This window comes from Synechococcus sp. H70.1, assembly GCF_047502705.1.
GTDB lineage: Bacteria > Cyanobacteriota > Cyanobacteriia > Thermostichales > Thermostichaceae > Thermostichus.
Map to the genome: position 1 here is coordinate 1 of NZ_JANSIV010000162.1, position 2,586 is coordinate 2,586.

Consider the following 2,586-nt stretch of genomic DNA (forward strand, 5'->3'; position numbering starts at 1 on the left):
TAGATATGGAGTTCGGCAAGGCTGCCAAGTTTCACTTTGCCTGGGATGATGCCAAAACACTGGGGATAATTTTGGGGCACCACCTACTCATCTTGGGCCTGGGATCCCTGCTGCTGGTGGCCAAGGCGATGCTGCTTGGAGGGCTGTACGACGCCACCACTGCTCAGGTGCGCCTGGTCAGGTCCCCAACTTTGGATTTTGCCACTCTTTGGAACTACCGCACCCATCTGTTCGATGTCGATAATTTGGAAGACTTGGTGGGAGGCCACATTTATGTGGCAGCTCTTCTCTTGCTGGGAGGGGTGTGGCACATCCTGGTTCCACCCTTTGAGTGGGTTAAAGCTCGCTTTCTCTTTTCAGCAGACGGGATCCTCTCCTACTCTCTGTTTGGTGTTGCCTTAGCCGGATTTACAGCCTCTTACTATTGTGGGTTTAACTCACTGGCCTATCCGGTGGAGTTTTATGGGCCAACTCTGCAGCTAAAGTCGGCCCTCACCCCCTACTACTTCGATCCCAACCAAGCGGGGGCCTGGAACTACTCCTCAAGGGTCTGGCTGGCCAACGCTCACTTCTACTTGGCCTTCTTCTTCCTCCAGGGATCCCTGTGGCATTTTCAGCGGGCTATGGGCTTTGATATTGGCAAGGTACTACAGTCCTGGCAGCAGGCCCGGCAGGAAATGACTTCTGAAGCTGTGTATCAGGTTCAATTTCAGTGTCAACCTCAGCCAAATCCTGCGCTTTGCTATGAGCCTCCCTTCGCCGATCCTGAGCCCCTCTCAGTATCGTTGGAGAATGTCTATTTGTATCAACCGCAGCAAGGGTTTGGCTCAGGGTCGTCATCCCTAGTAAACGGTATCCGAAAAACTCTTTATCAGGTCAATTACACCCCTAGAAGATGGATCTTCTATGAGCCCGCAAAGGTAGAGAATTTCTTTCAGCCTCCTGATCTGAAGATGGACTATGGGCCGCGCAAACCGGAGATCGATGTCTCAAGGTTCTCCCAACCCGTGCCCAGCATCTTTTATGAGCCGGGCAAGGCCTAGATTTAAGCTCTAACCTAACACGGTTTAAGCTCCGGGAGAGGCGATTGCTTTTCCTGAGAGCTTTCTGTTTTGCTAGGGTTCTAAGTACAGCCTGTTAATTTAGACCAGGGTACAGTTTCAAAAGGAAGGAGAGAAGGGGATGCCAACCCATTCTTTGGATTTACGGCAGAGAGTTGTAACAGCTTATCAGGCAGGTCAGATCTCCATCTGCCAGGTATCCGAACGGTTCATGGTAACCAAAAGAACAGTACACCGCTGGGTGCGACAGTACCAACAAACTCAGGATTTAACCCCCAAGTAAAGTAGGTACGAAGCAAGTGGGTATTTTGGAACAACATTGACAGGAAGTGATGGCAATTATGGCAGAACACCCAAACTTCTACCTGTGGCGGTATCAAGAACTGTTGCGGGAATGCTTAGCAATTGACACGAGTACCGTCACGATACACAATTGCTTGAAAAAGCAAGGAATGACTCTAACAAAAGACTTACCGCAGTGGGAGAGTGCAAGAAGAGGAGGTGCACAGAGAACGGCTAGCTTATAGTCAAGAAGTCAGAGATATTCCAGCAGAAGATTTGATTACCCTTGACCAGACAGGGGTGTGGGAGGGAATGGAACGGGGAGTAGCTCGGAGTTTACGCGGTCAAAGAGCCTATCATTATCGTGAGAGATATAAGGGGAAAAGCATACTGTTATTGGAGCTATTTCCTTGAGAGGGTTAGTTGGCTATTGCCTCATTAAGGGTGGGATGAGGAAAGGGGATTTTTTAGAGTTTTTGAGAAGCGAGTTATGTCTGAAGCTAGAGGCGAGGAAGGTTGTGATGATGGACAACTTAAATATCGATAAGAGTCGGGAAGTTGAGGAATTGATTAGGGGGACAGGAGCGCAAATCCTATACCTGCCTGTGTATTCACCGGAATTGAATCCTATTGAGATGATGTGGTCGGTGTTGAAGCATTTTATTCGGCAGCTTTCCAGAGTTGGAAAGTATAGCGTGGAGCAGATAGTGCAGACTTGTTTACTCCTGATCAATCCATCCTGCTTCCGAAGTTGGTTTGCTAAGTGTTGCTACTGTACCCCTTGATTCTTTAACAGGCTGTAGTCAGAACTTGGGGCAGACTGGTACTGTATATTAGGCGCTACCCCTCCCCACCGCGGTGGGGGATCCCGTGCATTCAGATGAAGATAGATTGGAGCGTTAGGTGAAGCAGGGATAGGCCGTGGCGAGAGCTGCCATCACTGTCGATGTTGGTGGCCTGACCAATCGCCTACCCCAGCATCCAGGCGTAGGCTCAAGATAGCCGTCAGTTGGGATATTATTCTTACGCAGCCAGGCTGCGTGCCGACCACGGCAAAGCAAGATCTTTAGCAATCTCGAGTGGGATCCCGGCAGATCCAGAGATGGATATCGAACAGGGATCCTCCCTTGTGGCTGGGGCAGAAACCATCTGGCTTGGCATGGGCTAGATCAGGTGGCTGCTGCGAGCTTTCCAGTCCAGCTTCTGATCCAGAAGAAACTCCAGATGAGGTAGATAGGCTTCG

1 protein-coding gene and 1 pseudogene are annotated in these 2,586 nt (G+C 50.1%); both read left to right on the forward strand.

The genetic code is table 11. The features are described from left to right. On the forward strand, positions 1-1,043 hold a 1,043-nt coding region (locus tag NW827_RS10685; protein WP_414503668.1), incomplete at its 5' end, for a chlorophyll A-B-binding protein. A 139-nt stretch (positions 1,044-1,182) separates the two neighbouring features. Beyond that, positions 1,183-2,128 (forward strand): annotated as a pseudogene (locus tag NW827_RS10690) (IS630 family transposase). The last annotated feature ends 458 nt before the right edge of the window (positions 2,129-2,586 follow it).